This is a genomic window from Candidatus Nanopelagicales bacterium (assembly GCA_028687755.1).
Lineage (GTDB): Bacteria > Actinomycetota > Actinomycetes > S36-B12 > S36-B12 > UBA11398.
The window spans coordinates 26,229-51,302 of the sequence record JAQTZL010000001.1 but is presented as its reverse complement, the minus strand read 5'-3'; the positions used below and the strand labels follow the sequence as shown (position 1 = coordinate 51,302).

The window sequence follows — 25,074 nt, the reverse complement described above, 5'->3', positions numbered from 1 at the left end:
AACTGCCTATGCCTGCGGGGTTGCTGGCACAGCTTTCACTGGAGGTCCATCAATGCCAGCTTCCTTGCGCTGCTGTGCAGTGATCGGTGTTGGAGCGCTCGTGAGCGGATCCTGGCCACCACCAGTCTTAGGGAAGGCGATGACATCGCGCAGTGACGGTGCCCCTGCGAGCAACATGCAAATGCGGTCCCATCCAAGAGCGATGCCACCGTGCGGAGGTGGGCCGAACTTAAAGGCTTCAAGAAGGAAACCAAATTTGTCGTTTGCTTCTGCTTCACTCATTCCAAGAAGAGCAAACACGCGTTCTTGCACATCTGCTTGGTGGATACGAATAGAACCGCCACCGATTTCATTGCCGTTGCACACGATGTCGTACGCCCAAGCCAGCGCCTGATCAGGAGCTTCTTCGAAGTTGTCAATCCACTCAGTGTTTGGCGAAGTAAATGGATGATGCACTGCTGTCCATGTGCCTTCGTCTGTCATCTCAAACATTGGAGCGTCAATCACCCAAAGGAAGGACCACGTGCCTTCTTCGATGAGTTCTAGGCGACGCGCGATCTCATCACGCGTTGCACCCAACAGTGGACGCGCATCATTTGGGCGACCTGCAGCGAAGAAAATGCAATCACCATTGTTCGCGCCTGTGGCAGCAACAATCCCCGCGCGCTCTTCATCGCTAATGTTCTTAGCTACTGGCCCACCAAGTTCACCATTGGCATCAACGGTGACATAAGCAAGACCCTTTGCGCCGCGCTGCTTTGCCCATTCCTGCCATGCATCAAAAGCTCGACGAGGTTGATCAGCGCCGCCTGGCATAACGACTGCGCCGACATACTCGGATTGGAAAACGCGGAATGGAGTGTCCTTGAAGAAGTCAGTCAGTTCAACCAGTTCCATGCCATAACGCAAGTCAGGCTTATCTGAACCGAAACGACGCATCGCTTCGTGGTAGGTCATGCGCGGAATTTCACCAATGGTGTGACCCAAAATTCCTTGCCAAAGTGAGCGAACAAGTTCTTCACCAAGTTCAATGATGTCTTCTTGTTCCACGAACGACATCTCGATATCAAGTTGGGTAAATTCTGGCTGACGATCAGCGCGGAAGTCTTCATCTCGATAACAACGAGCAATTTGGAAGTAACGTTCCATACCGCCAACCATCAGCAATTGCTTAAACAACTGCGGTGACTGTGGAAGCGCATACCAACTACCCGGCTGCAAACGCACAGGGACCAAGAAATCGCGTGCGCCTTCTGGGGTACTTCGTGTCAGTGTTGGAGTTTCGATTTCAAGGAAGTCACGATTGAGCAACACATCGCGAGCGATCTGATTGACCTTTGAACGCATACGCAGTGCGTCACCAGCTGACTGTCGACGCAGATCCAAGTAGCGATACTTCAATCGAATCTCATCGTTGACGCTGATGCGGTCATCAATTGGGAAAGGCAATGGAGCCGCTACCGACAACACCTGTACGTCGGTTGACATGACTTCAATGGCACCTGAAGGCAGGTCGTTGTTCTCGTTACCTGCCGGGCGCACTTCTACAGTTCCGGTGATCTTGAGGCAGTACTCGTCACGAAGGCCGTGAGCAACTTCTGGATCGTGCACCACGACCTGGACCACACCCGATGAGTCACGTAAATCAAGGAAGGCAACGCCACCATGATCGCGTCGGCTAGCAACCCAACCTGCAAGAGTCACGGTTGAGCCGGCATCAGATGCCCGCAGATTGCCCGCATAGGCGGATCGAATCACGAGTTGTTCCCTTCGTTTTCCTGTAGATGTGCCGCCAGAAGCGACTGCACACTCTCCCATGCCACTGACTCTTGAGTGCCAGCCGACATGTTTTTTACCACCACTGTTCCGTCGGCTACTTCTTGCTCACCGACGATCAGAACATAGGGTGCTCCGCTGCGATCCGCAGCCTTCATGGCTCCCTTGAGCCCACGATTGCCGTACGCCAAGTCCACGCGAATACCACTTGCCCTCAGCTCACCACTGAGTGCAATCAACACAGCCTTGGCCTCTTCGCCCATCGGCACCGCAAACACATCAACGAGTGGACCGGATCCAGGAGTGAGCCCTTCAGCCTCACATGCCAGCAGAGTCCGGTCAGTGCCTAGTCCCCAACCGATACCGGACAAATCCTGCCCACCAAGGGATGACATAAGCCCGTCATATCGCCCACCTCCCCCGATACCGGATTGAGTTCCAAGGAGATGGTGTGTGAATTCAAATGCTGTGCGTGTGTAGTAATCAAGCCCACGAACGAGTGAAGGTGACTCTGTCCATTCGACCTTGAGTAGGCGCAATGCAGTGCGAACGTCGTCGTAATGAGTCTGGCAATCAGCACACAGGTGATTGACCATGTAAGGAACACCAGCAAGCTGGGCTTGCACTGACTCGCGCTTATCGTCGAGAACGCGCAACGGATTCACGGCAGCACGCGCGCGCGTTGCATCATCCAAATCAAGCTTGGCGAGAAATGCCTGAAGCAATTCGCGGTAAGCCGGGCGACATCGCACGCAACCGAGTGATGTCAATTGCAGGGTGAACTGTGTCAGCCCTAGCGAGCGAAAACCTTCATCGGCAAGAGCAATAACTTCAGCATCAAGGGCAGGATCGTCTGTTCCTATGGCTTCAAGACCGACCTGTTGCAATTGTCGATAGCGTCCATGCTGCGGCCTCTCAGCGCGGAAGAATGCACCCGCGTACCAAAGCTTTACCGGTAATTGCCCACGATCAAGACTGTGTTCAATGACCAGGCGCATCACTCCAGCTGTGCCCTCAGGCCGCAGTGAAAGTGAGCGTCCCCCGCGATCCTCGAAGGTGTACATCTCTTTGGACACAACATCGGTTGATTCACCTACACCGCGCACATACAGCGCCGTGTCTTCGAACATTGGTAACTCGGCATATCCATACCCAGCCTTGCGTGCTGGTGCGCTTAACGAATCGCGTACGGCAAGAAAAGCTGAACTGCGTCCAGGGAAATACTCAGGAACACCTTTAGGTGCTTGTAGCTGCGCCATGACTACAAACCGGTCCGGGCTGGAAAATATGGATTGTTTTTTTGAAGAAAAGGATTCGAGACCCGCTCTTGACCAATCGTTGTTTGCGGACCGTGACCTGGTAGCACAATCATTTGGTCATCTGCAGTCAACACAATGCGCTCCAGTGAACGCTGCATGTCTGCCATGGAGCCGCCCTCAAGGTCGGTTCTGCCAATACTTCCTTGGAAGAGCAAATCACCAGCAAACATCAGCGGTGGAGTTTCATCATCACCTGCACGCTCAAAAACAACGGAGCCTTCGGTGTGACCGGGAGCATGGCGCACCCGCATTTTGAGTCCAGCCATGTCGAGCACTTCGTCGTCAGTTACCAGGCGAACATCTTCTGGCTCAGTTAATTCCAACTCGCCCTTAGTCATCGCAAGTAACGCCTCACGATTTGCAGCAATTGTTGATCCAGCCAGATCTGCCAATCGAGCGCGATCATCTGCATGAATGAATGCCGGAATTGCGAAGTCGTGAGTCAGCGGGGCTACTGACCAAGCGTGATCAATATGCCCATGGGTGATCAGCACGGCAGCGGGCTTTAACTTGTTTTCCCGGACAATTTCCATGACTCCAGAAATTGAGTCTTGACCAGGATCAATAATCAGACAGGGCTCACCTGCCGCGGGGGCAATAACGAAGCAATTCGTTCCCCACGAACCTGCTGGAAATCCCGCCACAATCACGCGCCCGAGCCTACCGCCGCACCATTGCGCATTTACACTCCAGTGGTGAGCAGTAGCAATAAGCGCCAGCGTGATCTGGCCCGTGCCAAATACGAACGTCAACAAACCCGCAATGGCTCGACCGGTCATCACAAACGCCGTAACCAGCAGATCGCCGCGGCAATCGTGGTTGCTGTGTTGGTTATCGGTGCCGTGGGTTGGGTGTTAGTCGGGCGAGATTCGTCATCCTCTGCTGCTGCGCTCGAATGCACGGGGCCCACCACGACCACGACCACTCCACAGTCTTATCAGGCAGCACCTACGCCCGACAGTTCCATCGCTGAGGGCACCCAAATCGTTTTGACGACCAACTGCGGACCAATCGTGATTGCTACCTCCGCAAAGCAGGCACCAGCCACGGTGGCATCAGAGATTTTCTTGGCCAAAAAGGGCTACTACAACCAAACCCCGTGTCACCGCCTCACGACAAGCGGGATTTATGTGTTGCAGTGTGGTGACCCAACTGGCTCTGGCTCGGGTGGCCCTGGATACACGGTTCCCGATGAAAACCTCCCTACTGGGGCTGGCGTGAATTACCCCGCCGGAACTGTTGCCATGGCTAACGCAGGACCTGGCACCTCAGGATCACAATTCTTCGTGGTCTACCAAGACACCACCTTGCCGCCCAACTACACGATCTGGGGCACAGTCACTTCTGGCCTTGATCTGGTTCAGGAAATTGCGGCAGTGGGCGTTACCGGGGGTTCAAGCGATGGGGCACCTGCTCAACCAGTCGTGATTGAGCGGGCAACCGTCCAAGGTACATAGCCACACCGGTAGCGTGGGACTTTCACAGGAAGGCACGACATGACCAACCCTTTGCCAGGTGCGATCCCTACACCTGCAGCAATGCGACGCCCTACGCCAGCGGCGGTAGTTGCGGCGCCAGCAGCCAGCGATCCAAGCAAGTTCGGTCGCGTTGATGCTGATGGAACTGTGGTGCTCTTGGCTCCTGAGGGTGAAGTCGTTGTAGGTCAGTGGGTTGCTGGACCTCCAGCTGAAGGTTTGGCGTTCTTCGGACGTAAATTTGATGACCTCGTCGTGGAACTTGATCTCACATCAGCTCGTTTGTCAGATGGTCATACCAACGCCGAGCAAGCAACATTGGCTCTCACCCATGTGCGCGAAGCAGTGACTGCACGCTCCTATGTCGGCGACACGGCACTACTGCTCACAAAGATTTCAACGCTTGAAAGTGCAATCGAGCAGGCCAAGGTTGCGCAACAAGCAGCAAAGGCGGCCCAGAAGGCGGCAGCTAATGCCCAGCGCGATGCTCTTGCCGTTGAAGCTGAATCATTGGCAGATAGCACAAATTGGAAGACAACGAGCGAACGATTCGCAACCATGATCGAAGAGTGGAAATCGTTGCCACGTATGGATCGCACTTCCGAACAAGAAATATGGAAGCGCATCAGTGCTGCTCGTGCAGCGTTCGATAAACGTCGCCGTGCACATTTCAATGAGGTTGAATCACAACGCAAAGATGCAACATCAAAGAAGCGTGAATTGATTGCATCCGCTGAAGCATTGGCAACCTCAACTGATTGGGTGAATACATCCAAGAAACTGCGCGATTTGATGCAGGACTGGAAGAACGCTCCGCGTACGTCAAAGCGCGATGAAGACAAGCTCTGGAAACGATTCAAGGCGGCTCAGGATGCGTTCTATACCAATCGGGTTGCAGTTGAAAGTGCTGCCGAAGAAGAACTCAAGGTAAACGTGCCCGCTAAGGAAGCGCTTGTCGTAGAAGCTGAATCCATCAACATTGCGGAAAACCTCAAGGGTTCCAAGCAAACCTTGCGTTCGATTCAGGATCGCTGGGATAAAGCCGGAGACCTTCCCAAGGCAGATCGGGATCGCCTCGAACGCCGTCTCAAGAAAGTCGAAGACGCAATTCGGTCTGAGGAAGCAAACAGCTGGAAGCGATCCAATCCAGAGTCACGAGCACGTGCTGAATCAACAGCAAATGCTTTTGCTGATGGATTAGCGAAACTAGAAGCTCAATTGGCGGCCGCCAAAGCCGCAGGTAAGTCATCTGATGTCACGAAACTTGAAGCAACGATCGCGTCCACCAAGGCCTTACTTGATGCAGCATCAGCTGCAGCCAAGGAATTCAAGAGTTAAGCGAATTAAGACTTACACGCGGTAAGCGTCGTAGACGCCTTCCACACTTCGCACAGCCTTGATTACTGATCCAAGATGCTTTGGATCGGCCATTTCGAATGTGAATCGCGACATCGCTATGCGATCACGGGTTGTCGTGACCGAAGCGCTCAAAATATTTACATGTGTGTCGGAAAGTGCTCGAGTGACATCTGACAAAAGTCGCGCACGGTCAAGTGCTTCAACTTGAATGTTGACCAAGAACACACTGCTTGCCGTGGGCGCCCATGACACATCAACAAGTCGGTCAGGTTGTTGGCGCAGACTAGGCACGTTGATGCAATCAGTTCGATGAACGGAAACACCGCTTCCCCGAGTAACAAAACCCAGAATTTCGTCACCCGGAACTGGGGTGCAGCACTTTGCCAGTTTTACCCACACATCATCTGTGCCATTAACCACGATGCCGACATCGTTGGCACTGCGCGCCTCTCGACGCTGAGCCCGAGTTGGTGTGAGAGCCTCAGCAGCATCATCAGCGGCTTGGTCAACGCCACCAGCAGCATCAATCAACCGTTGAATAACCGCAGGAGCACTGATCTTGCTCTCGCCCACGGCTGCATAAAGATCTGTGATGTCACTTAGATGTAGATCAACAGCAATAGCGTTGAGCGACTGCGTGTTCATCATCCGTTGCAGTGGAAGCCCCTGCTTACGCATTGCGCGGACAATGGCATCCTTACCTTGCTCGATAGCTTCATCTCTACGAGCGTGAGAGAACCATGCCTTAATCTTGCTTTTCGCTCGGGCTGATGCAACATAGGTAAGCCAGTCCCTACTTGGACCCGCACCTTCGGCTTTTGAAGTGAAAATCTCGATGACATCGCCATTGTTGAGGGAAGACTCAAGCGGTACTAACTTGCCGTTCACCCGAGCACCTACACACCGGTGCCCAACTTCAGTGTGAACCGTGTAGGCAAAATCAACCGGAGTTGCACCAGTCGGTAGCGCGATGACATCACCTTTTGGCGTAAACACGAACACTTCCGATGAACCAAGGTCATAACGAAGTTGATCCATGAATTCATCAGGATCTTCTGTTTCCTTTTGCCACTCGACCAGTTGCCGCAACCACCCGTAATCGTCTGGCCCCTGTTTTCCTGTTTGATCTCCGCCTTGCTTGTAGCGCCAATGCGCAGCAACACCGAACTCGGAAGCGTTGTGCATGTCATACGTTCGAATTTGAATTTCAACTGGCTTACCGCCAGGCCCAATCACTGTGGTGTGTAGCGATTGATACATGTTGAACTTCGGCATTGCGATGTAGTCCTTGAAGCGACCGGGCATTGGACTCCACTTGGCATGTATTGCGCCCAGCACTCCATAGCAGTCGCGCATGTCATCAACGAGAATGCGAAGACCAACTAGATCGTAAATATCACCGAAATCCCGACCACGCACGATCATTTTTTGATAAACCGAGTAATAGTGCTTAGGTCGGCCGGTCACCGTGCCCTTGATTTTGTTTGCCCGCAAATCAGCTTCGATGTCAGTTATGACTTCTTCTAGATACCGGTCGCGTTGTGGTGCTCGTTCGGCCACGAGACGGACAATTTCTTCGTACATTTTCGGATACAGAGTCGCGAAAGCGAGGTCTTCTAACTCCCATTTGACTGTATTCAAGCCCAAACGATGAGCCAAAGGAGCGTAGATTTCCAAGGTTTCGCGAGCTTTGATCTGCTGCTTTTCCTCGCTCATGAAACGCAGGGTGCGCATGTTGTGGAGGCGATCAGCAAGCTTGATCATGAGCACTCTGATATCGCGCGCCATCGCGACAACCATTTTGCGAACTGTTTCAGCTGTAGTGGCATCGCCGAACTTCACCTTGTCAAGCTTGGTAACTCCATCAACAAGAGCTGCGACTTCATCCCCAAAATCTTCGCGAAGCGTTTCAAGTGAATAACCTGTGTCTTCGACGGTGTCGTGGAGCAGAGCTGCGGCTAATGTAGCTCCACCCAAACCAAGGTCAGCCAAAATTTCGGCCACAGCGACCGGATGAGTGATGTAGGCATCGCCACTGCGACGACGATGATCGCGATGAAGATAGGCAGCAGTTTCATACGCTCTCTCCACCAAACGTGCATCTGCTTTTGGGTGATACTGGCGCAGCGTGCGAAGAAGACGATCAAGTTCAGGGTGCGTTCGTCGCTGATTACCAAAAATTGGTAAACGCGAACGGCCACGGCTGGACTCGGGCGCGGCAATAACCGGAGCTGTTGTCAGCTCCGTGGGAAGCGGTGCTTCCTTGCTCACGGCGCTCCTCAAATAGGACTTGCTACAGATTGTAGATTGATTAGTCGCGTAGCAGTGCAATCACAGGCACACCGCGCTCATCACATTTGGCCCGCCCTTGCAAGAACTCGATCTCCATAATTACAACGAGAGCAATCACTTCGGCACCCGTTTGTCGGACCAGATCGATACACGCACCCGCGGTACCACCTGTAGCCAACACATCGTCGACGATAACGACTTTGCTACCAAGCCCCAGAGCGTGCGTATGTAATTCCAATGTGGCAGTTCCATACTCAAGTTCATAGTCCAGAGCGAATACCTCTGGAGGGAGCTTTCCAGGTTTGCGGGCGGTGGTGAAACCCGCTCCACGACTGGCAGCGAGGGCAGCACCATAGGGAAACCCTCGGGCTTCGATGCCAACGATTTGATCAATGTGATCTCCATTGAGTTCACGATTGATTTCATCGATGACGGCTCTAAATGCGGCACCATCTGACATAAGCCCAGTCAGGTCTTGGAATTTCACGCCAGGCATTGGCCAATCTTCAATCAGTCGGATATTGGCCCGCAGTAACTTTTCGACTTCAGCTTGCACGATTACTTCTTCGGTCGCTTAGAGCGCGGCAGCTTCTTAGGTTGAGCACGAACGCCGGCATCAACCAAGGTCGTGATTGCATGGCCATTAGCATCGAACTCTTCGGTGCCACCATCTTCGACTTTCTTTTGGGCCTGCGCGCGACGAGCCTGAACGCGTTTCGTGAGCGCGATCATTGACGGTTGCTTTTCCTTGAGTTGCGCAAGGAACGGAGTGGCAACGAAGATCGATGAGTAGGCGCCGGCAGCCATACCAATTGCAAGAGCAACAGCAAGGTCAAGCAGTGTTCCGGCGCCTAGTAAACCAGCACCCACCACAATGATTGCGAGAACAGGAAGCAACGCAACGATCGATGTATTGATACTGCGGATAAGCGTTTGATTCACAGCAAGGTTTGCAGCCTCGCTATACGTCAGCACTGATTGGCCAGAGATATTCGCCGTGTTTTCCTTCACCTTGTCGAACACCACAACCGTGTCGTACAAGGAGTAACCCAAGATGGTCAGGATTCCGATCACCGTTGCCGGCGTAACTTCAAGGCCGAAGAGTGAATACAAACCCACGGTGATGATGAGGTCGTGAGCAAGAGCAATGAGACCTGCGACCGCCATTCGCCATTCGAAATAGATCGACATAAATAGTGTCACCAAAATAATGAACACAATCAGGCCTTGAATCGCCTTTTTGCTGATCTCACTACCCCAAGTTGGCCCTACAACTTGGATCTTGATCTGATCAACTGGAACGCTGCAGGTTTTTGACAGGGCGGATGCAACTTCTGCACTTTCCGCTGTCGTTATCGGCTCCGTTTGCACACGCACAGTGCCGTTGCCGGTAACTGTGACAATTGACTGAGCACCTGTTTTCGCTTCCGCTACGGCTCGCGCCTGCTCTACCGAGCAGGATGCGTTAGGCAAACTGAAATCGGCGCCGCCACGGAATTCGATGCCAAGATTCAAACCACGAATCAATAACGATCCGATAGCCACGATCAAGATGCATGTCGATACGACATACCAAGTTTTACGTTTTCCGACGAAGTCAATCGAAGACTTCCCGTCGTACAACCGTTGACCAAGATTTCCAAGGCGACTCATGACGACACCTCCTCAGTAGATTCCTTAGCTTTTCGACGCTTCGACGCCAAAGTCTCTGAGAGACCTACTGGCCCACGCTTTTCTATCGACGCATGCCCTAGACCCGTGAGCTTTGAACTCCGTTGCATCCAAGAATTGCGACCAACGAGAACCGTGAGTGGATAGGTGAACATAAACGCGACCAAGATATCGATCGCAGTCGTCAATCCAAGTACGAATGCAAAACCGCGCACACCGCCAACGGAGAGCATGTACAACACGACTGCAGCGAGAATCGAGATGAAGTCGGCTGCCAAAAGAGTGCGGCGTGCGCGCAACCAACCAGACTCACACGCTTGGCGCAACGTACGCCCATCGCGAATCTCATCGCGAATGCGCTCGAAGTACACAATGAACGAGTCGGCCGTGATACCAACCGCAACGATCGCGCCTGCTACGCCAGCGAGCGTCAGAGTAAGACCGATCGTTTTACTCATCACCAGAAGCGTGAGATACACGATCACACCCGCCAAAGCCAGCGAGAGGATTGCAATGACGCCAAGGGCTCGGTAATAAAACAGCAGGTAGAGCATGACAAGGCCAAGGCCGAGCATTCCCGCAATGATGCCTGCACGTAGCTGATCTCCACCCACCGTTGCTGACACTGAAGTGATGTCAACAGCTTCAAGGGTTACTGGCAATGCGCCGTACTTCAGTACGTTGGCCAAGTCATTGGCTGAATCGGCGTTGAAGTTGCCTTCAATCTGTGCCGTTCCACCAAGGATTGGTTCATTGAACCGTGGTGCAGAACTCACCACACCATCGAGAACGATCGCAAATGCATTACATGGAGAGGCTCCACCAACGGAACAGTCCGGCAACTTCGAAAGTGAGGTAGATGCATCCGCTAATGCGTTGGCACCTTCGGAGTCGAAGCCAAGATTGACTACCCAGCCCACACCTTGTTGTTGCAATGCAGCTGTGGCACTTGTGACGTTGGTGCCCTTAATAAAGGCAGGTTGAAGAACGAATTTTGAACCGCCTGTTTTATTACACGTAGCCAACCACTGTGTTGGATCGTCTGGAGTGCCACCTGCGTATGAGGCGGGATTTGTACAGTCAAGAGCAAGTGCTGCAGTTTGGAACGCGGCGTCAGGTTGCGCTGCTTGAACTGGCTTGGTGCCCTTTGCTTCACCTTTGCTCACCGTTGCATTCCCTGGCAGCAATGAATACACGGGGCGGAAATCCAACAATGCCGTTTTGGAAACAAGATCGACAAGACGTTCAGGGCTTGCGCCGGGCACTGACACCACGACTGCCGCACCCGAACCGCTGCCTTGTGTCGTTACCTCAGCTTCGGCAACGCCGAGGCTGTCAACACGTTGGCGCAAAATCGTGACGGTCTGTTGCAATTGATCGTCAGTGATCTCCGCGCCGGCTTTCACAGGCTTGGGTACCAAGATCACCTGCGTTCCGCCCTGAAGATCAAGACCTAACTTAATGGTGTGGTCAGTGCCCGGGAAAAACGCCCAGACCAGTAAGCCCACCAAGATGATGCCAAGTGCCATTAATGAGCGCATCGGGCGACTTGCTGTGCGTGGAGCCATCAGTGTTCACCCTCTTGAGATTCGATCGTTGGCTGTGTGGCTTCGGCTGATTCGGGCACGATCACCCGGCCAATCGCTGCAGTCACTAATTCGATCGTGACATTCGGAGCGATCTCCACAAGAACACTTGCCTCATTCACAGCCGTGACGACTCCGAAAATGCCTGACGTGGTCATCACCCGGACACCTGGAACAACACTTGATTGCATCTCAGCGAATTGCTTTCGCCGTGCCTTATTGGGCTTGATGAACAAGAAATAGAAGGCAACCACCAGTATTACTGGCAGAAAAAGGCCTGTTGGGTTGTCCACGGTGCTCCAGTCGAAAAATGAACGGCAATAGCCATTTACCTTAGCCCTCGAGGTCGAGGGTGGACTGCAATGGAGCGGTCGGCGTGAGCCCTAAATGCTGCCAGGCGGCAGCAGTGGCTACTCGCCCACGAGGGGTGCGCACGATCATGCCCAATCTGACCAAGAACGGTTCAGCCACCGTTTCGATGGTTTCTGGCTCTTCCCCAATGGCGACCGCCAAATTAGACAGACCAACTGGCCCTCCCCCAAAGCGAGTGACTAGAACCTCTAGGGCCGCACGGTCAATGCGATCGAGTCCTAACGCGTCAACCTCATACAGATCCAAAGCAGCATGAGCAGTGGCCAAATCGACCACTCCGTTGCCGTGCACTTGCGCCCAGTCCCGAACCCGACGCAATAATCGGTTTGCGATTCGAGGGGTACCGCGACAGCGGCCAGCGATTTCAGCGGCACCTTCTTTATCGAGCTGCACACCCAACAGCGCCGCCGACCGAATAATGATCACTTCCAAATCAGGCGGATCATAAAAATCTAAATGGGCGGTAAAGCCAAAACGATCACGCAGTGGTGAAGGCAATAACCCGGCTCGGGTTGTCGCGCCAACCAACGTGAAAGGTGCAATTTCCAATGGAATCGCAGTTGCGCCTGGACCTTTACCGACAATGACATCAACGCGGAAATCTTCCATCGCCAAATACAGCATCTCTTCTGCTGAACGAGAAGTGCGATGAATCTCGTCGAGAAAGAGCACTTCACCAGGCTGCAATGACGACAAAATTGCCGCGACATCACCTGCATGTTGCAATGCTGGACCTGACGTGATGCGCAATGGCGCATTGAGCTCTGAGGCGATAATGCCAGCTAACGTGGTTTTACCAAGCCCTGGTGGGCCGCTGAGTAACACATGATCGGCTTGTCGCCCGCGCATTTTCGCGGCTTCGAGCACAAGACCAAGTTGCTGCTTGACGCGGTCTTGACCAACGAAGTCACTCAACTGCTTCGGGCGAAGCGCACCTTCGATCGCTACTTCATCAGGCGTAAGTTCAGCGTCAACAATTCGTTCGGTCATGCGCGATCCAAACTTCGCAATGCAGCCTTGAGTAGCGCTCCAATATCAGGATTGTCACCAAATTCAACAGCCATTGGGGCAACCGCATCAGCGGCACTTTCCGCTTCGCGTTGAGTCCAACCAAGAGACATTAAACCGGCAACAACAGATGCTTGCCAACCCATGGGCGCACTGTTGATTCGCTGTGCGACTCCCCCTGACATCACACCGAGTTTGTCTTTTAGCTCAAGAACTAAACGCTGCGCACCTTTACGCCCGATACCGGGAATTTTTACCAATGCGTTGAGGTCTTCATGCGCAATCGCACTACGAACTTCATCTGGGTTCATCGTGCTCAACACAGCAAGCGCAATACGTGGGCCTATGCCTGTAACTGTTTGTACTTGTTCGAAAATTGAGCGTTCATCTGCGTCAGTGAATCCATACAACGTCCATGCATCCTCACGAATGACCATCGAAGTGAGGAGTTCTACGCGGTCACCGACACGAAGGGACAATGCTGTTGGAGCGGTGCATGTTGCTTGCAAGCCAACACTGCCAATATCGACAACTACTGAATCGTGGCTTACCGCTTGCACCGTGCCTTTAATGAAAGCAATCATGCTAGGCACCCTTCACAGCGGCCGCTAAACGTCGCTTCGCTTGACCGCGCCACACATCGCAAATCGCAATGGCAAGTGCGTCTGCCGCATCCGCTGGCTTGGGAGCAACCTGCAATCCCAATACCTTGGTCACCATGAATGTCACTTGAGCTTTGTCGGCTCGCCCAGAACCTGTAACTGCTGCTTTCACTTCTGTGGGCGTGTGCATCGAAACCGGGATCTTGTGCCGGCCGGCGACCAATAACGCAATGCCAGCTGCTTGGGCCGTAGCCATCGCACTGCGAACATTGTGTTGCGAAAAGACACGTTCAATTGCCACCGCATCTGGCGCAAACTGTGCGATCAGGAGTTCTAACCCTGCCTCGAGATTCACGAGTCGGTCAGCGAGCTCTTCGTCTGGCGCACTACCGATGATGCCAATGTGCAGGGCGCTGAGTTTTTGCCCGACTCCGCCTTCAACGACGGCGACGCCACAGCGGGTAAGGCCTGGATCCACTCCAAGAACTCGCATGGCACCTCCTCACAGTTGTCGGCTCTCAACTGATGCCCACGCTATCGAACACCAGTTCGAACAGCCTAGTGGTGGGTGACGCCAAAATTTGGGTATTGGCGCGCTCAATCTGACGAACTAGTCGAGGGCTGCCATTACTTCGTCAGAGACGTCAAAATTTGCGAAGACATTCTGAACGTCGTCACATTCTTCCAACGCTTCCATGAGTTTGAACACCTTCGTTGCGCCATCTTCATCGAGGTCCACGTGCATGCTTGGCAAAAACGTCGCGTCAGCAGAGTCATAGTCCCAGCCCGCAGCTTGAATCGCGGTGCGTACCGCAACGAGGTCGGTTGCTTCGCTCACAACTTCAAAGGCTTCGCCTAGGTCATTGACGTCTTCGGCTCCAGCATCCAACACAGTCATCAAAAGATCATCTTCGGTAGCGCCCGTTGTCTTACTTACGATCACTACCCCCTTGCGATGGAACAGGTAGGAAACTGAACCGGGATCAGCCATCGAGCCACCATTGCGCGTCATTGCTACGCGAACTTCAGATGCAGATCGGTTGCGGTTATCAGTCAAACATTCGATCAACACCGCTACACCACTGGGGCCATAGCCTTCGTACATGATGGTTTGGTAGTCAACGCCGCCAGCTTCGGTACCTGCACCACGCTTAACAGCACGTTCAATATTGTCCAGTGGCACGGAACTCTTGCGAGCCTTTTGAATCGCGTCGTACAACGTTGGGTTGCCATCAACATCTGGGCCACCCTGACGGGCTGCAACTTCGACATTCTTGATAAGCCGAGCGAACAACTTTGCGCGACGACCATCGATGACGGCCTTCTTATGCTTGGTAGTCGCCCATTTGGAATGGCCGCTCATGCGTATTGCCTCACTATTTCGACGAAGGTTGCGTGGATTCGAACATCACCTGTGAGTTCCGGATGGAACGACGTGGCAAGAAGCGGACCCTGCTGAACGGCCACAATGGTACCTGCTCGAGGCCCAGAGTTGATGGTAGAGAGGACCTGAACCGCTTCCCCTACCTGCTCAACCCATGGAGCACGAATGAACACCGCAGGAAAGGGGGTTCCACCGATTCCTTGCACTTCGAGGTCCATTTCAAATGAATCAACCTGCCGGCCAAAAGCGTTGCGGCGCACAGAAATGTCCAAACCACTAATGAATTCTTGATCTGGTCGCGCATCGGATACGCGATCGGCCAACATGATCATTCCGGCGCAGGATCCATACATCGGCATCCCACCCGCGCGTGCATTTCGCAGTGGATCAAGCAACCCATCGTGAATCGCTAACTTTGACATCACCGTTGACTCGCCACCGGGAATCACCAATCCTTGAACAGCGTCCAAGTCAGCAATTGAATTCACGGCAACCGCAGTTGCGCCAGCTACTTCAAGGGAAGCGAGGTGTTCTCGAACACCACCTTGGATGGCAAGAACCCCAATAATCGGGGCTGACTTCACCAGCCTCGATCCTCCAGGCGATGGTGAACTGGAATATCAGCAACGTTGATGCCAACCATTGCTTCACCAAGTCCGCGTGACACTTCCGCAATGACCTCAGGTTCATTGAAGTGTCGAGTTGCGCGAACGATTGCCGAAGCACGCTTAAATGCATCTTCTGGCGTGGCCATGCCACTGCCACTCTTGAAGATTCCCGAACCAACAAAGACGCCATCGGCCCCAAGTTGCATCATCATCGCTGCGTCGGCAGGGGTTGCGATGCCGCCCGCGGTGAAGAGCACCACAGGCAAGGACCCGCGCTTAGCAACTTCGGCTACTAGCGCGTAAGGCGCCTGCAACTCTTTAGCTGCAACGTAAAGCTCATCTTCAGCCATTGAGGAAAGTCGATTGATTTCTTTGCGAATGGTGCGCATGTGTGTCACAGCATTGGAAACATCTCCTGTGCCCGCTTCACCCTTCGATCGAATCATCGCCGCACCTTCATTGATGCGGCGAAGTGCTTCGCCAAGATTGGTCGCACCGCATACGAACGGGACGGTGAACGCCCACTTGTCGATGTGGTTGGTGTAGTCGGCTGGGGTCAACACTTCGGACTCATCGATGTAATCGACACCGAGCGCTTGAATGACCTGTGCTTCAACAAAGTGCCCGATGCGAGCCTTTGCCATGACCGGAATCGAGACGGTGGCAATGATGCCGTCGATCATGTCGGGATCAGACATGCGTGACACGCCGCCTTGGGCACGAATGTCAGCGGGCACTCGCTCAAGGGCCATAACAGCCACAGCACCTGCATCTTCAGCGATCTTGGCCTGCTCAGGAGTGACTACGTCCATGATGACGCCGCCCTTGAGCATTTCGGCCATTCCGCGCTTAACGCGATCGGTTCCGACTAATGGCTCTGCAGACACGTGCACCACCCCTAAAACTTGGCCGGCTTGCGGCGTTGACGGAGTCCTATCGTAGAGCGGCCACGATCTCGCTGGTCATTGAGTATCTAGGCACCCGAATAGGTCAGGCCTTCGGGCATGCGATCCACCATGACCCAAGCCTGTGGCAACGGAGTGTGACCGGCCAATCGAAACCAATTCACGAGGTTGTTATCACGAATTCTCAAGCAAGCATCCACCGCATCATTGAGGAACTGACGGGATAACTCCACTCGTCGAATAGCGGATTCGAGTTCATCGATGAGGTCTGCAGCGAGCGGATCCTGGCGAAGGAAACCGACCTCCTCGGTGTCATCAAGCGCTTGAATCAACACCTCAGAGAGCGCCGATTCAATTGGGATACGTAGTTCCATCGGTGAATCAGTAGCCAACCGAGCATCGTGGGCTGTCTCCGCCAAGATTTCCGACGAGGCTGGATCCAAGACTCCGGCAACTGAAAGTTCAATCGCGATCGATGAGCGCCGCAGGAGTTGTGAATCCAGAGCAAAAGTTGCCGTCTCTATTCGACGATGCAGTCGATCTAAGCGACCAGCGGTGGAACTCAGGTACCAACCAAAGAGCGCAATCAGCACTGCGATGATGACAAACCAATACCAATTCATATCAACGTAACCCCGGTATTCCCGAACTTAAGCGACCAATGATTTGTCCGCGCAAATCTTCATGTACTCGCTCACCAGAAATTGTCACGCTGTCGTATACGGCGAGTACATCATCGACAACGTGATCCCAATCGAAGCGCATCACACGTTGTGAACCCGCGGCTACTAACTCTGCGCGACGTTGTGGGTCACCAAGCAAAGTAATCGCTAGGTCCGCAAGATCATCACTGTCTTCATTAACAAACATTGCACCAGCAACGCCACCATCAAGAACCCGACTAAATGCGGGCAGGTCCGACGCCAGCACTGCAGTACCGGCAGCCATTGCTTCAATCAGCACAATGCCGAATGATTCACCACCAGTGTTGGGGGCGACATAAATATCAACCGAACCGAGAATTTGTGCCTTTTCCTCATCGCTGATCCGACCAAGAAACGTGATGTGCTCATCAACGGCCGGCTCGAGATTCTTTCGAATGTCTTCCACATCGCCGGGTCCTGCAATAAAGACCTGTAGATCAGGAACTGAACCAATCAGTCTTGGCAACGCGGCAAGGAATACGTCGAGTCCTTTACGAGACTCATCAAGTCGCCCGAGAAAGAGAACTGAGGGCGCTGACTGAATTACGAGCGGATGTCTAGTTAATGATTGAAACGACTTAATTCGCACACCATTAGGGATGAGTACCGCATCCCCACCGAGATGACTCACCAACGTTCGACGTGCATCTTCACTCACCGCAATGCGTCCACTTACTTTTTCCATCGCCGTTTGCACAACACGGTTAAGACTTGCAAGAACGCGAGAGCGGGGGTTCGAAGAATGCCAAGTAGAAACAATCGGGCCATCAGCAACCCACAACGTTAAAAGCGACAAGCCCGGAGCCATCGGTTCATGCACGTGTACAAGGTCAAAATCATTCTCTTGAATCCATTTGCGCACTTGACGCGTGGCACGCAAACCGAAATTCAATCGAGCTACGGATCCGTTATAGGGAATCGCTATTGACTTGCCACCATTCGTTACCTCTCCTTCAGCGATAAGTGAAGGATCATCAACGGGCGCCAAGATATTGACGTAATGACCACGTGCCCGCAGTTCTTCAGCGAGATCCGCCACATGTGAACGCACGCCGCCAGGTGCATCCCATGCATACGGGCACACCATTCCAATACGTAATTGGCCGCTACTCATAACCAAACTTTCTGCAGCACATGCCAGTCTTGTGGATGGGCGGCAATTGCATGACTCAAATTATTGGCCACTGCTTGGGTCATCGCCTGCAATTCCCCACTGCGCTCGTTCGCTGCGTCACCAAAAATTGGTGGATAGATATGCCCTCGACACTTGTCACCGTCGAACCAAAGTCCGACAACCAACACCGGCGCACCAGTCATAAGGCTCAGCAACGCTGGCCCAGCAGGAATTTTGGTTTGGGCTCCTAGAAGATCTACTTCGATCCCGTTACCACCAATATCGCGATCACCAAGGAGCGCAACAAAACCCCCGGCCTTCAGCACGCGGGCCAATGCCCGGATGACATCGGGTTCACCCAGTGGCAACACGTGCATTCCCAAGGTCTCGCGATACTTCACAAACTGATCAAATACCGATTCTGGTTTGAGCCGCTCAGCAACCGTGGTGAATCCACCGTAACGATTTGCAGCCCAGGCGCCGCCAAGATCCCAGTTCGCTAAATGCGCAGGCACCAAGATCACGCCTTTGCCTTGTTCCACGTGATGATCAAGCAGATCTACGTTGTCGAGGAGGAAATCAGCACGCACACGCTCAATTGACCAGGCGGGAAGCCGAAACGCTTCTACCCAATACCGCAAATAGCTACGCATACCGGCATGAACCAATTCTTCGAGCGCAACAGCATCCAGAGTTGAATCAACCTGCATCAGATTGACCCGCAACTGCTGTACCCCGCGCCCATTCTTTCGGTAGGTGCGATCAGCAATGCGATCAAATACTTTACGAGACCAAGATTCAGGCAGATGACGAATTCCAAACCACGCTACCCGAAAACCAAATGCCGTGAGCCAATCGCGTAAGTGTCCGCTCATACTCGAAGTTGCCCGCGAACGTGCACGATGCGCTGTACAACTGTGATCACTCCCAGACCGCCGATAACCCACAGTGCAATTGGCAGCACATACGGAACTCCAAGCCCGGTAAAGAACGCCGCAGCCAAGATAATGATGAGCCGCTCTGCGCGCTCAGCGATGCCAACGTTGGCCGTGGCACCTACCGCCTCAGCTCGCGCCTTCGCGTATGAAGTCACCTGACCGGTCACCAGCGCCAATGCCGCAGCGACACCTACCCAAACATTGTCATTATTGAGCGCCCACCAAATGAATCCAGCGAAGATGGCTCCATCTGCAATTCGATCCAATGTTGCATCGAGAAAATTTCCCCACGGACCACTTGTACCTAAAAGACGGGCCATCGTGCCGTCAAGAAGATCTGCGAGCGCAAAAAAGGTGATCAACAATGTGCCAGCCACGAAATAGCCCTGCGGAAAACAAATAAGGGCAGTGAGTACAGCTGCAAGTGTGCCAAGAACGGTTATTGCGTCAGGTGAGACATGCAGCCGAATAAGCAAACGGGCGGGAGGCAGGAGGATTCCTGACACGACTTTGCGCGCATCTGCGTTATTTAGCACCCCTTGAGCCTAGCGGGCTTACTCGGTAAACCTCCTGATCCGGTTTGCGTCTATGGCCCACTTCCCGACAGGCTGTGCCTATGACGCATCCTTGGAGTAACGAACGCATCATTGGGCTCGTTGGCCCTCAAGGATCCGGCAAAACTTTTCTCCTGAACGCTCTCCTAGGGACCGACCCAGAAGACCTCGAGCGGTTGTTACAAGAAGACAATCAAGGTGACCCCTCGGTCGGCGTAGTTACCTGGCGCGATATCGACATCGCTCTCATGGACAACCTCGATGAAGAAGCGCTCTTTCATGCAGCAGATGCGCTCATTTTTGTCATTGCCTCAAGTGATGGCGTTGATGCACATACTGCAGAGCTTTGGCACCGCTGCGTTGAAGAGGAAATTCCGCGGCTTGTTGTCATCACCAAACTTGATGACCCAAGGGCAGATATGGATGAAACTGTCGCCGTACTTCGACGCTTGTTCAGCGAAGGCCCTGAATTACTTCGCCTCACTATGCCTGTACTTGACGACGACGAAAACCTTGCCGGTTTTATCGATCTTGCAACCACAGAAATTTGGGACTGGACCACTCCAGAACTTTCAATTGTGAACTCTGACCCTGAACACATTGGTCTCATCGCAGAAGCTCGCGAGGAACTCATTGCTGATATTGCAATGATCAGTGAAAGTGACGGGCTCACGAACAGCGTTGTTCTCGGGATGCAACCTTCCATCGAAACTATTGTTGGCGCGGTTGAAGAAGCAAGCATTGGTGGCTATGCGCAATTAATAGTCGGTCATGGTCTGCGTGAGAATGACATTACCGTTGGAACCGAACTCATCCTTGATCTCATTGTTGACGCGTTTCCAGATCCAAGCCTGCGCCTAACACCAGTGGTTGCAAGTCCAGATGGATCAGCTCAGTTGCCGATCGAGGCAGATCCAAGTAGTCCTTTGGTGGCTGAAGTGATTCATGCTGATGCTGACTCGTTGTCGCTTGTTCGCATCTACTCAGGCGAACTGCGTAAGCAAATCCATACCAATAATGGAATGGTTGAAATTCAGGAAGTTACTGAAATGACCACGAATCTTGTGTGGATCGCCACTGACCGCCCTTTGAAGCCTTTGGCCACAATCTCGCAGCCGTCAAAGCCGCTCATCATTCAGGACGTTAACGTCTAACCAACACAGCTTTACCAAGCCGTGGCGAGTAACTCCCGCGTAGTTTCAAGTAATTGCGGCATTGTTTTTGTTCCACCGATAACCGGCATGAAATTGGTGTCGCCACCCCATCGCGGGACTACGTGTTGATGTAGGTGTGCTGCAATTCCCGCTCCGGCAATTCCACCTTGATTCATGCCGATGTTGAATCCATGTGCATTCGAGACTTCGCGTATGACTTCCATGGCGCGTTGGGTGAATGCTCCGAGTTCGGCTACTTCTTCTGCAGTCATCTCCGTGTAGTCGGCTATATGCCGATACGGACACACCATCAAATGACCGGCATTATACGGATATAGGTTCAACAACGCATACACGGTCTTCCCGCGGACGATGACTAATCCGTCTTCGTCACTCAAACCAGGTGCTCGACAGAACGGACAGTCATTTCCTTCGTCCGCGTGCGTTGGCTTTCCTTCACCCCTGATGTAGTTCATTCGGTGTGGAGTCCAAAGCCGATCCCATGGCGTTTTCACGTTTAGACCTGAATGCGCGACGAAATCGCTGCGACAATTTCATCTACAGCTGCATCGATAGAAACTCCATTATTTTGAGTTCCATCGCGGTAACGGAATGAAACTGCGCCAGCAGCAACGTCTTCGTCTCCAGCAATCAGCATGTAAGGAACTTTGCTGCGCTGAGCATTACGAATCTTCTTCTGCATGCGCTCATCTGAAGTATCGACCTCAACCCGAACACCCAGAGACCGTAACTTTGCCGCAACCTGAGCGAGGTATTCATTGTGCTCTTCTGTAATCGGAATACCCACAACCTGCACTGGCGCCAACCATGGCGGGAAGGCTCCTGCATAGTGCTCGAGTAACACTGCAAAGAATCGCTCAATGGAGCCGAACAACGCACGGTGAATCATGATTGGGCGCTGACGGGTGCCATCAGATGCTTGATACTCCAAATCGAAACGCTGAGGCAATTGAAAGTCGACCTGAATGGTGGACATTTGCCAAGTGCGACCGATCGCATCTTTGGCTTGCACAGAAATCTTGGGTCCGTAGAACGCTGCTCCGCCTTCGTCCAGCACCAGTTCTAAGCCTTGCTTTTCTGCTGAAATGCGCAACGTCTCTGTAGCTTCTGCCCACTCTTCGTCAGTGCCGATGCTTTTTTCTGGATCACGCGTTGAAAGCTCAAGATAGAAATCAGTGAGGCCATAGTCGCGCAGGAGATCAAGAACGAAGGTCAACAAGGAGTCGAGCTCTTCCCCCATTTGATCCTTGGTGCAATAAATATGCGCGTCGTCTTGAGTGAAACCGCGAGCTCTGGTGAGCCCTTGAACTACACCCGATTTTTCATAGCGGTACACCGTGCCGAATTCGAAAAGGCGAAGTGGAAGTTCACGGTATGAACGCCCACGTGCACTGAAGATCAGGTTGTGCATAGGGCAGTTCATTGGCTTGAGGTAATAATCAACACCCTGCTTGCGAATATTGCCTTCGGCGTCGTACTCGGTGTCAAGTTGCATTGGTGGGTACATGCCTTCGGCATACCAATCAAGGTGTCCAGATTTCTCAAAGAGTGCACCCTTGGTGATGTGCGGGCTGGTCACGAACTCGTAACCGCCTTCTTCGTGGCGCTTACGCGAGTAGTCCTCCATGACGCGACGGATTACGCCACCCTTGGGATGAAACACCGCCAACCCTGACCCCACTTCTTCAGGGAACGAGAACAAATCCAGTTCGGCGCCTAGGCGACGATGATCACGGCGCTCAGCTTCTTCCAAGAAGGTCAGGTACGCCTTGAGTTCATCTTTTGAAGGCCATGCAGTGCCGTAAATGCGCTGGAGTTGCTCATTCTTTTGATCGCCGAGCCAGTAAGCCGCTGCTGTACGCATGAGCTTGATGGCGTTCGTTGGGATGTAGCGCGTATCTGGAACATGGGGACCGCGACAAAGGTCGCCCCAGCAGCGCTCCCCTGTCTTGAGATTGACGTTGTCATAAATAGTGAGGTCTTTACCGCCGACCTCCATGACTTCTGCGCCACCTTCGCTACCGATCAAGCGCAATTTGTAGGGCTCATCGGCGAGCTCTACGAGAGCCTCAGCGTCGGTGACAATGCGTCGTTCGAAGCGTTGACCACTCTTCAAGATTGTGGTCATGCGCTTTTCAAGTTCAACCAAATCTTCAGGCGTGAAGGGGTTTTCAACATCGAAGTCGTAGTAGAAGCCATCCTTGACTGGCGGGCCAATCCCTAATTTGGCATCAGGGAAGGTGTCTTGAACTGCCTGCGCAAGTACGTGCGCAACGGAGTGGCGTAACACCGCCAAACCCTCAGGGGAATCGACGGAGACAGGCTCTACGACATCGGTGTCAGTGACCTCAGTACTGAGATCACGAAGTTCGCCGTTAATACGAGCGACAACCACTGAGCGGTCACCGCCCACCAGATCGAAGGCGGTTGTTGCCACGTGTGCTCCTCTTGATAGCCGGTCGCCATACCAAAGCGCCCGGATTGGTGGTCGATACTGGATTCGAACCAGTGACCCCTCGCGTGTGAAGCGAGTGCTCTAACCACTGAGCCAATCGACCTGAACGCAGCGAAGCCTACCCCGTGAGGAGGCAAGTGCACTTTCGGGACGCTTATGCGGCCCAGCGTCCACGAAATGACAGACATCAGCCTTTATCTTTGGTGAAAATCGTTTACTCAAGGAGAACAACATGACTGAACCTCGCAATCGGCGAGGCCTGGGCATCCGCTTTGCTGCGGCCGCCGCCCTCGTAATTGGCACGATTGGGCTGGCATCAGCCCCCGCAAACGCAGTAGGTGGTTGCACGATTTCCGGATTTGGATCGGGAACCATCGGCGTGCCTCAAACTCTGAGTGAAATGGGTTGCGGCAGTCCCTTGCTCGCAACTTACCCAAACGGTGCAACTGATGTGATTCCGTTTTACTCAACTGGCGCCGCTGATCAGGCAGTCTGGACTCCCAACCATCTTGGCCGGGCAACTCTGACATCGTCCACTGATGGTGCGGCTGGTTCATACACAGCAGATATTGCAACCACACCCACGAGCACAGTGGTTTCAGCACCTAATACGGCACAGGTTGGCGTCGCTACCCAGGTGACCGTCACGGTGAATTCAGTGAGCCCAAGTAACTATGTACCAACGGGAACTGTCACTGTTCGTGACGCAACAGGCGCGACCATCACAACGCTTGGTCTGACGCCAGGATCTGGCAACGGCCAGTCATACGCGTACTGGCGCTACACCGCCACGAATCCAGGCAACGTGGTCTTCATTGCGACATACAACGGTGACACAAATGCACGAACATCGGTATCACCTCAGGACCTCATGATCGTCACGCCTTCTGGCGGTAACATCTCGATTAGTGCACCATCACAGGTAACCGCAGGTGTGCCGGTGACGTTGACTGCCAATGTTTACCCACATTCAACACAAGGTTCAGTCGGTTTCACCATCAATGGCGCAGCGATTAGTGCCTCAGTGCAACTCGTGAACGGTGCCGCAAGTTACCTCTGGACACCAACAGGTGCAGGCAATGTGACTCTGGGAGCCAGCTTCACCACTAATCAGGGTGGATCTGGTTCCACTAGCCAGCCACTGACGATCATCGCTGGCCCTGTGACTAAGGATTACATCACTTTGACGCAGGTCGGGGCTGGTCCTTGGGCTCCTAACGGCTCATACACCCTTGGTGCTGGCACCTACCAGTTCACTGCAACCTCCCTTTCGGGAGCTCAGGTTCGCGTTGGTGAATCAGGTCCATGCTCATGGAGCGGTTACACCCTGACTGTTCCAACCGGCGGCCAGTGCAACATTCAGGCTGCTACCAACGGTGGTAACGGGTACGCACCTGCATCACAGGGCTACACCGTGACTGCTGGGCTTGGCACTCAAACCGCCGCCCTTGCAGCACCTAACTCAGGCAAGGTGAACTACAAGAAGGTCATCAAGCTTGAAACTCCAGCACAAGGCACCACGAATGCAAATCAGAACGTGATGTGGACTGTTGCAAAGAAGAGTAAGAGTGTCTGTGCTCTCGTGTTCCCTGCAGATGGCTCCGTGAACCTGAAGTTCAAGGCCCGCGGATTCTGCACGGTTACCGCAACTGCTCCTGGCATTCCAGGTCAGTGGGCACCATTCGTGCTCCAGCGCACCTACCAAGGCGCGTAACACTTCAGCAGTAATACGTAAGGCCCCGCTTCGGCGGGGCCTTACGTATGTGTCTTTGTATCC

At 53.3% G+C, this 25,074-nt stretch carries 24 protein-coding genes and 1 tRNA gene; 4 read left to right on the top strand and 21 right to left on the bottom strand.

Translation table 11 applies throughout. From position 1 onward, the window contains the following. Nucleotides 1-6 precede the first annotated feature (6 nt). The 3 genes from aspS to PHN51_00300 are packed head-to-tail and all read right to left on the bottom strand — an operon-like array spanning nt 7 to nt 3,745. Entirely contained in the window at nt 7-1,758 is a 1,752-nt protein-coding gene (gene aspS / locus PHN51_00310) for an aspartate--tRNA ligase (protein MDD2817219.1), read from the bottom strand. Further along, nucleotides 1,755-3,035 carry a histidine--tRNA ligase gene (hisS, locus tag PHN51_00305; GenBank protein MDD2817218.1) on the bottom strand — a complete coding sequence of 427 codons (1,281 nt, stop codon included), beginning with the start codon at nt 3,033-3,035 and terminating at the stop codon, nt 1,755-1,757. Before hisS ends, aspS begins: the two co-directional genes overlap by 4 nt. Before the next feature lie 2 nt (nt 3,036-3,037). After that, nucleotides 3,038-3,745 (bottom strand): MBL fold metallo-hydrolase, encoded by a 708-nt coding sequence (locus PHN51_00300; GenBank protein MDD2817217.1) that lies wholly within the window; start codon nt 3,743-3,745, stop codon nt 3,038-3,040. Between the two features lie 45 nt (nt 3,746-3,790). On the opposite strand from PHN51_00300, the gene PHN51_00295 reads away from it, so the two are divergent. Then, the gene (locus PHN51_00295; protein MDD2817216.1) at nt 3,791-4,552 is read left to right on the top strand and encodes a peptidylprolyl isomerase; all 762 of its coding nucleotides are present in this window, start codon (nt 3,791-3,793) and stop codon (nt 4,550-4,552) included. A gap of 39 nt (nt 4,553-4,591) precedes the next feature. Further along, nucleotides 4,592-5,908, top strand: coding sequence for a DUF349 domain-containing protein (locus PHN51_00290; protein MDD2817215.1), 1,317 nt, complete (start codon nt 4,592-4,594; stop codon nt 5,906-5,908). 12 nt (nt 5,909-5,920) lie between these two features. Here the strand turns inward: PHN51_00290 and PHN51_00285 are convergent, their stop codons facing one another. The 15 genes from PHN51_00285 to PHN51_00215 form a co-directional block, all read right to left on the bottom strand. After that, entirely contained in the window at nt 5,921-8,200 is a 2,280-nt protein-coding gene (locus PHN51_00285; protein ID MDD2817214.1) for a bifunctional (p)ppGpp synthetase/guanosine-3',5'-bis(diphosphate) 3'-pyrophosphohydrolase, read from the bottom strand. A 40-nt stretch (nt 8,201-8,240) separates the two neighbouring features. Beyond that, nucleotides 8,241-8,777 carry an adenine phosphoribosyltransferase gene (locus PHN51_00280; GenBank protein ID MDD2817213.1) on the bottom strand — a complete coding sequence of 179 codons (537 nt, stop codon included), beginning with the start codon at nt 8,775-8,777 and terminating at the stop codon, nt 8,241-8,243. A gap of 2 nt (nt 8,778-8,779) precedes the next feature. Then, nucleotides 8,780-9,874 carry a protein translocase subunit SecF gene (gene secF, locus PHN51_00275; protein MDD2817212.1) on the bottom strand — a complete coding sequence of 365 codons (1,095 nt, stop codon included), beginning with the start codon at nt 9,872-9,874 and terminating at the stop codon, nt 8,780-8,782. Beyond that, complete coding sequence (secD, locus tag PHN51_00270; GenBank protein MDD2817211.1) at nt 9,871-11,460, bottom strand: protein translocase subunit SecD; 1,590 nt, start codon at nt 11,458-11,460, stop codon at nt 9,871-9,873. The genes secF and secD overlap by 4 nt, the downstream gene beginning before the upstream one ends. Continuing rightward, entirely contained in the window at nt 11,460-11,771 is a 312-nt protein-coding gene (gene yajC / locus PHN51_00265) for a preprotein translocase subunit YajC (protein MDD2817210.1), read from the bottom strand. Before yajC ends, secD begins: the two co-directional genes overlap by 1 nt. A 40-nt stretch (nt 11,772-11,811) precedes the next feature. After that, a complete protein-coding gene (ruvB, locus tag PHN51_00260; GenBank protein ID MDD2817209.1) occupies nt 11,812-12,840 on the bottom strand; it encodes a Holliday junction branch migration DNA helicase RuvB in 1,029 nt (342 codons plus the stop codon). Continuing rightward, nucleotides 12,837-13,442, bottom strand: a complete 606-nt coding sequence (ruvA, locus tag PHN51_00255; GenBank protein ID MDD2817208.1) for a Holliday junction branch migration protein RuvA — start codon at nt 13,440-13,442, stop codon at nt 12,837-12,839. The genes ruvB and ruvA overlap by 4 nt, the downstream gene beginning before the upstream one ends. Nucleotide 13,443: 1 nt before the next feature. After that, nucleotides 13,444-13,953 (bottom strand): crossover junction endodeoxyribonuclease RuvC, encoded by a 510-nt coding sequence (gene ruvC / locus PHN51_00250; protein MDD2817207.1) that lies wholly within the window; start codon nt 13,951-13,953, stop codon nt 13,444-13,446. Nucleotides 13,954-14,070: 117 nt separating this feature from the next. Further along, entirely contained in the window at nt 14,071-14,823 is a 753-nt protein-coding gene (locus PHN51_00245; GenBank protein MDD2817206.1) for a YebC/PmpR family DNA-binding transcriptional regulator, read from the bottom strand. Beyond that, complete coding sequence (gene pdxT / locus PHN51_00240) at nt 14,820-15,428, bottom strand: pyridoxal 5'-phosphate synthase glutaminase subunit PdxT (protein ID MDD2817205.1); 609 nt, start codon at nt 15,426-15,428, stop codon at nt 14,820-14,822. The genes PHN51_00245 and pdxT overlap by 4 nt, the downstream gene beginning before the upstream one ends. After that, the gene (pdxS, locus tag PHN51_00235) at nt 15,425-16,339 is read right to left on the bottom strand and encodes a pyridoxal 5'-phosphate synthase lyase subunit PdxS (protein ID MDD2817204.1); all 915 of its coding nucleotides are present in this window, start codon (nt 16,337-16,339) and stop codon (nt 15,425-15,427) included. Before pdxS ends, pdxT begins: the two co-directional genes overlap by 4 nt. Nucleotides 16,340-16,425: 86 nt before the next feature. After that, the gene (locus tag PHN51_00230) at nt 16,426-16,980 is read right to left on the bottom strand and encodes a hypothetical protein (protein MDD2817203.1); all 555 of its coding nucleotides are present in this window, start codon (nt 16,978-16,980) and stop codon (nt 16,426-16,428) included. Between the two features lies 1 nt (nt 16,981). Further along, a complete protein-coding gene (locus PHN51_00225; protein MDD2817202.1) occupies nt 16,982-18,175 on the bottom strand; it encodes a glycosyltransferase family 4 protein in 1,194 nt (397 codons plus the stop codon). Continuing rightward, on the bottom strand, nt 18,172-19,050 hold the full coding sequence (locus PHN51_00220; protein ID MDD2817201.1) for a phosphatidylinositol mannoside acyltransferase: 879 nt from the start codon (nt 19,048-19,050) through the stop codon (nt 18,172-18,174). Before PHN51_00220 ends, PHN51_00225 begins: the two co-directional genes overlap by 4 nt. Continuing rightward, nucleotides 19,047-19,649 carry a CDP-alcohol phosphatidyltransferase family protein gene (locus PHN51_00215; GenBank protein ID MDD2817200.1) on the bottom strand — a complete coding sequence of 201 codons (603 nt, stop codon included), beginning with the start codon at nt 19,647-19,649 and terminating at the stop codon, nt 19,047-19,049. Before PHN51_00215 ends, PHN51_00220 begins: the two co-directional genes overlap by 4 nt. An 80-nt stretch (nt 19,650-19,729) precedes the next feature. Between PHN51_00215 and PHN51_00210 the strand changes: the two genes are divergently transcribed. Beyond that, nucleotides 19,730-20,821: a GTP-binding protein gene (locus PHN51_00210; GenBank protein ID MDD2817199.1), complete on the top strand. Its 1,092-nt coding sequence runs from the start codon at nt 19,730-19,732 to the stop codon at nt 20,819-20,821. Nucleotides 20,822-20,832: 11 nt separating this feature from the next. On the opposite strand, the gene PHN51_00205 is transcribed toward PHN51_00210, so the two are convergent. The 3 genes from PHN51_00205 to PHN51_00195 form a co-directional block, all read right to left on the bottom strand. After that, nucleotides 20,833-21,297 carry an HIT domain-containing protein gene (locus PHN51_00205; protein ID MDD2817198.1) on the bottom strand — a complete coding sequence of 155 codons (465 nt, stop codon included), beginning with the start codon at nt 21,295-21,297 and terminating at the stop codon, nt 20,833-20,835. A 41-nt stretch (nt 21,298-21,338) separates the two neighbouring features. Next, entirely contained in the window at nt 21,339-23,279 is a 1,941-nt protein-coding gene (gene thrS / locus PHN51_00200; GenBank protein ID MDD2817197.1) for a threonine--tRNA ligase, read from the bottom strand. 45 nt (nt 23,280-23,324) lie between these two features. Beyond that, a tRNA-Val gene (locus tag PHN51_00195) sits at nt 23,325-23,400 on the bottom strand. Between the two features lie 129 nt (nt 23,401-23,529). Between PHN51_00195 and PHN51_00190 the strand changes: the two genes are divergently transcribed. Further along, entirely contained in the window at nt 23,530-25,011 is a 1,482-nt protein-coding gene (locus tag PHN51_00190; protein MDD2817196.1) for a hypothetical protein, read from the top strand. Nucleotides 25,012-25,074 lie beyond the last annotated feature (63 nt).

Excerpts from the sequence above, each read along its gene's own strand:
- hisS (MDD2817218.1), bottom strand. The coding sequence starts at position 3,035 with ATGGCGCAGCTACAAGCACCTAAAGGTGTTCCTGAGTATTTCCCTGGA.
- PHN51_00290 (MDD2817215.1), top strand. The coding sequence starts at position 4,592 with ATGACCAACCCTTTGCCAGGTGCGATCCCTACACCTGCAGCAATGCGA.
- secF (MDD2817212.1), bottom strand. The coding sequence starts at position 9,874 with ATGAGTCGCCTTGGAAATCTTGGTCAACGGTTGTACGACGGGAAGTCT.
- secD (MDD2817211.1), bottom strand. The coding sequence starts at position 11,460 with ATGGCTCCACGCACAGCAAGTCGCCCGATGCGCTCATTAATGGCACTT.
- ruvB (MDD2817209.1), bottom strand. The coding sequence starts at position 12,840 with ATGACCGAACGAATTGTTGACGCTGAACTTACGCCTGATGAAGTAGCG.
- ruvA (MDD2817208.1), bottom strand. The coding sequence starts at position 13,442 with ATGATTGCTTTCATTAAAGGCACGGTGCAAGCGGTAAGCCACGATTCA.
- ruvC (MDD2817207.1), bottom strand. The coding sequence starts at position 13,953 with ATGCGAGTTCTTGGAGTGGATCCAGGCCTTACCCGCTGTGGCGTCGCC.
- PHN51_00245 (MDD2817206.1), bottom strand. The coding sequence starts at position 14,823 with ATGAGCGGCCATTCCAAATGGGCGACTACCAAGCATAAGAAGGCCGTC.
- PHN51_00230 (MDD2817203.1), bottom strand. The coding sequence starts at position 16,980 with ATGAATTGGTATTGGTTTGTCATCATCGCAGTGCTGATTGCGCTCTTT.
- PHN51_00225 (MDD2817202.1), bottom strand. The coding sequence starts at position 18,175 with ATGAGTAGCGGCCAATTACGTATTGGAATGGTGTGCCCGTATGCATGG.
- PHN51_00220 (MDD2817201.1), bottom strand. The coding sequence starts at position 19,050 with ATGAGCGGACACTTACGCGATTGGCTCACGGCATTTGGTTTTCGGGTA.
- PHN51_00210 (MDD2817199.1), top strand. The coding sequence starts at position 19,730 with ATGACGCATCCTTGGAGTAACGAACGCATCATTGGGCTCGTTGGCCCT.
- PHN51_00205 (MDD2817198.1), bottom strand. The coding sequence starts at position 21,297 with ATGAACTACATCAGGGGTGAAGGAAAGCCAACGCACGCGGACGAAGGA.
- PHN51_00190 (MDD2817196.1), top strand. The coding sequence starts at position 23,530 with ATGACTGAACCTCGCAATCGGCGAGGCCTGGGCATCCGCTTTGCTGCG.